Here is a 4464-nt window from a genome sequence, read left to right as displayed (position 1 = left end):
CGCCAGCTTCCTTCAGATTCCACTTCGCATTGGACACCCTTGCTCTTGGCTAGTGGTTGGCGATTACAAACCCCCACAGTGGACTTTCACCACCTAGTTAGTTACCATGCACGGCACACAATAAAAAGCACCAGACAATGCCTGGTGCTTTTTAACCATAAACGAACTCTAAAACTTAATATTTTAACTACCGCACATCTCGCAATCATCTGGGTTGTCAAGTGAGCATGCGATTGCATCTTGTTTTTGTTGTGTAGCAGTTATCTCCGTCTGCACAGCCTGTCCACTATTGTTTAATGCGGATTTATCTACAGTAAACTGTATGGCACTAGCTGCTGCTTGAGACCTCAAGTAATACATTCCAGTCTTCAATCCCTTTTTCCAAGCATAGAAATGCATGGAAGTTAATTTTCCAAAATTAGGATCTTGAAGGAATACATTCATGCTTTGAGATTGACAGATGTAGGCACCTCTGTCAGCTGCCATATCAATGATATTTTTCTGAGAAATCTCCCAAACAGTTTTATACAAATCCTTGATATGTTGAGGTATACCTGGAATCTGCTGAACGGAACCATTGGCGGCTATCAGCCTATTCTTCATGTTATCATTCCATAGTCCCTGATCGATCAAATCTTTCATCAGGTGCTTATTCACTACGATAAACTCTCCCGAGAGTGTTCGTCTTGTATAGATGTTTGAAGTATATGGCTCGAAGCACTCATTATTACCCAAAATCTGAGACGTAGAGGCCGTAGGCATAGGAGCTACTAGAAGGGAGTTCCTTACACCGTATCTCTTCACACTGTCTTTCAACGCATCCCAATTCCATCTACCTGATTTTGGAGTCACTCCCCAAAGGTCAAACTGGAATTGTCCTTGAGACACAGGAGACCCTTCATAAGTCTCATAAGTTCCTTCTACCTTAGCTAGCTCCATAGAAGTTTCCATGGCTGCAAAGTACATCGTCTCTGCAATATCTTCATTGAGTCTTTTCGCTTCTTCCGAATCAAAAGGCATTCTCAAAAGGATGAAGGCATCCGCCAATCCTTGTACCCCAAGACCTATAGGTCTATGCCTGAAGTTTGATCGCTTTGCCTCTTCTACTGGATAGTAGTTGACATCGATAACCTTGTTGAGGTTCCTAGTTGCTACTTTTGTGATTTCATAAAGCTTTTGATGGTCAAAATACTTCATTCCATCCTTTCCTTCCAACACAAACTTTGGCAAGGCAATAGAAGCCAAGTTACATACAGCAACTTCATCAGGTGCAGTATATTCTATGATTTCGGTACATAAGTTGGAAGACTTGATGGTACCCAAATTCTTCTGATTGGACTTCATATTAGCTGCATCTTTATATAGCATATATGGAGTACCAGTCTCAATCTGAGATTCCAAGATCTCAAACCATAGCTCTTGTGCTTTTACAGTCTCACGAGCCAGACCTTCTCTTTCATATTTTTCATACAGCTTTTCAAATTCAGCGCCGTAGCAATCTGCCAATCCTGGTGCTTCATTTGGACAGAAAAGAGACCAAGTTTCATTTTGCTCCACACGCTTCATGAACAAGTCTGGAATCCACATGGCATAGAACAAATCTCTAGCCCTCATTTCTTCCTTACCATGATTTCTTTTCAACTCCAAGAAATCCTTAACATCAGCATGCCAAGGTTCCAAGTAAATCGCAAAGCTACCTTTTCTCTTTCCTCCTCCCTGGTCTACATACCTAGCGGTCATGTCAAAGTTTCTAAGCATAGGTACGATACCATTGGAAACCCCATTGGTCCCTTTGATATAAGACCCTTTGGCTCTCACATTATGAATCGAGAGACCAATTCCTCCAGCCGATTGAGAGATCTTGGCACATTGCTTCAATGTATCATATATCCCATCAATACTATCATCCTTCATTGTCAACAAAAAACATGAAGAAAGCTGTGGCTTTGGTGTGCCTGCATTGAAAAGGGTTGGAGTAGCATGTGTAAACCACTTTTCAGATAGTAAATTGTAAGTCTCAATAGCTGCCTCTACATCCTCTTTGTGTATACCTACAGCCACTCTCATAAGCATATGTTGAGGACGTTCTACTACTTTGCCATCAAGTCTAGTCAAGTAACTCCTCTCTAGTGTCTTAAACCCAAAGTAATCATATGAAAAGTCTCTATTGTAATCTATAGCCCCATCTAGTTTGGCTGCATGTGTTTTGATAATCCCATAAACATCGGGAGCAATCAGCGCCGCGTTTTCCCCTGTTTTAGGGTTAATATAAGTGTACAATCTTTTCATAGTATTTGAAAAAGATTGACTTGTGGTCTTATGAAGATTGGAAATTGCAATCCTTGCAGCCAATGTTGCATATTCTGGATGCCTCACTGTCAAAGATGCACAGATCTCCGCAGCCAAGTTATCAAGTTCTGTGGTGGTTACACCATCATACAAACCATCGATAACCTTCTTTGCCACTTCTATTGGCTGGATGTATCTATTATCCAAGCCATAGCAAAGGTTTTCTATTCTTGCGGTAATTTTATCAAATCTTACCGATTCTCTTCTTCCGTCTCTTTTGATTACTAACATAACGATCTTGATTTGGGCTGTTTAAAAATATTTTAGAAATCTTCTCCTATAGAGAATTTAGGTGAATCACTAGCTTCTGAAGATTTCATTACGCCAGCCTTTTGGTAATCACCAACTCTTTTCTCAAAGAAGTTGGTCTTGCCTTGTAAAGAAATCATATCCATAAAATCAAATGGATTGGTACTGTTCCATACCTTTTTGCAATCTAGTTCAAGCAACAACCTATCAGCTACAAACTCAATGTATTGACACATCAAGTCTGCATTCATACCGATCAGTCTTACTGGTAATGCATCTGTAACAAACTCCTTTTCGATCTCTACAGCATCCATGATGATTTTTGTTACCGTTTCTTTCGGAAGGGTATTGATCACATGCTTGGTGTATAAGTGACATGCAAAATCACAATGCAAACCTTCATCCCTAGAAATCAATTCATTGGAGAAAGTTAAGCCAGGCATCAACCCGCGCTTCTTCATCCAGAATATGGAACAAAAAGACCCCGAGAAGAAAATCCCTTCTACGGCTGCAAAGGCGATTAGCCTTTCTTGGAAGCTACCATTGTCAATCCATCTGAGTGCCCACTCTGCCTTTTTCTTCACACAATCTATGTGTTCAATCGCATTGAGTAGCTTATCTCTTTCTTTTGCATCTTTGATATAAGTATCTATCAAAAGGCTGTATGTTTCAGAGTGAATGTTTTCCATTGCAATCTGAAAACCATAGAAAAACTTCGCCTCGGTGTATTGTACTTCAGATACAAAATGCTCAGCAAGATTTTCGTTGACTATCCCATCACTTGCAGCAAAGAATGCTAATACATGAGAAATAAAATGTCTTTCACCATCATTAAGATTTTTCCAATCATTCAAATCCTGCCCCAAATCAATCTCTTCTGCAGTCCAAAAACTTGCTTCCGCTTTCTTATAAAACTGCCAGATATCATCGTGCTGTATTGGAAATAGGACAAAACGATTTTTGTTTTCCTGAAGGATAGGTTCGATTTGTTGCATTGTCTGATTTGGTTTAGTATTGATTGAAATCTGCATTTATGTAACAGACTTATAATAGCTTCTCTCCTAATTGCTGGGGCTAGGATGGCATTTTTGCCTGATGCTGTTTACAAATATGATCAACAATTTCGAAAAATAAAACTCAAAATCGGGCTATTTCCTTAGTTTTCTGAACATTGTTCAATATTATTTATATACCTTATTATCAACATTTTAAATAACTTTATTTAAATCTAATTTTCAACTTTTTTAAAGCTACTTTACCCATTGAAATTTTTTCAAAAAAATTTAAAAAAAAATTTAAGCCAAAAAACAGTCATTTTTTGACCATTGTTCAATTTTTTACTAAAATCCAAAGCTCTTCCTAAGAAATCCGAATTGACAACAATAACCAACACAAAACTAGGTATAAAAATTTATCCTGCCCTATCTACAGCATAGCTTTCCATACAATATCTCATCTTATACACTTTGCGAACAAATCTAAAGTTTTTGATTTGCTCGAAAATTAAAAATCAAATCAACCATTCTTCAAGGTGATAGTACAACCTATATTTATACGCTCTAACTTTAAATCAAAAAACTGATAAAAATCTGCCAAACCAAACACTTCTAATTATTAATGATAACCATTGTATTGTATGGTGTCTTTTTTTACTTTTGATCAGCTAAGATATCAGCAAACCAAGCTAATGTAGCAATAACCCATATGTTTAGCCTCCCTTACGGCTAGCATATATTTTTTCAGCAATTCCGAGCATAAATTTTCAAGTTGATTGTTAGGTTGTTACAACTATGCTTAAGAATTAATCTTCGGGCTATTCAAAAGGAACGTAAAAAATCCTATATAACTGAACCTGAGTCACATGCA

Annotated in this window: 2 protein-coding genes; both read right to left on the bottom strand. The window is 37.9% G+C overall.

What is annotated here, in order from left to right; translation table 11 throughout:
* Window positions 1-183: 183 nt before the first annotated feature.
* Entirely contained in the window at window positions 184-2580 is a 2397-nt protein-coding gene (locus MM239_RS20545; RefSeq protein ID WP_241350206.1) for a ribonucleoside-diphosphate reductase subunit alpha, read from the bottom strand.
* 32 nt (window positions 2581-2612) lie between these two features.
* On the bottom strand, window positions 2613-3593 hold the full coding sequence (locus MM239_RS20540) for a ribonucleotide-diphosphate reductase subunit beta (protein WP_241350205.1): 981 nt from the start codon (window positions 3591-3593) through the stop codon (window positions 2613-2615).
* Window positions 3594-4464: the final 871 nt, after the last annotated feature.

This window comes from Belliella filtrata, from assembly GCF_022549775.1.
In the GTDB taxonomy this organism is placed as follows: Bacteria; Bacteroidota; Bacteroidia; order Cytophagales; family Cyclobacteriaceae; genus Belliella; species Belliella filtrata.
The sequence above is the reverse complement of the archived record's forward strand: the minus strand, read 5'-3'. Positions and strand labels throughout refer to the sequence as shown.

Coding starts and splice junctions, on each gene's coding strand:
- MM239_RS20545 (WP_241350206.1), bottom strand. CDS start 2,580: ATGTTAGTAATCAAAAGAGACGGAAGAAGAGAATCGGTAAGATTTGAT.
- MM239_RS20540 (WP_241350205.1), bottom strand. CDS start 3,593: ATGCAACAAATCGAACCTATCCTTCAGGAAAACAAAAATCGTTTTGTC.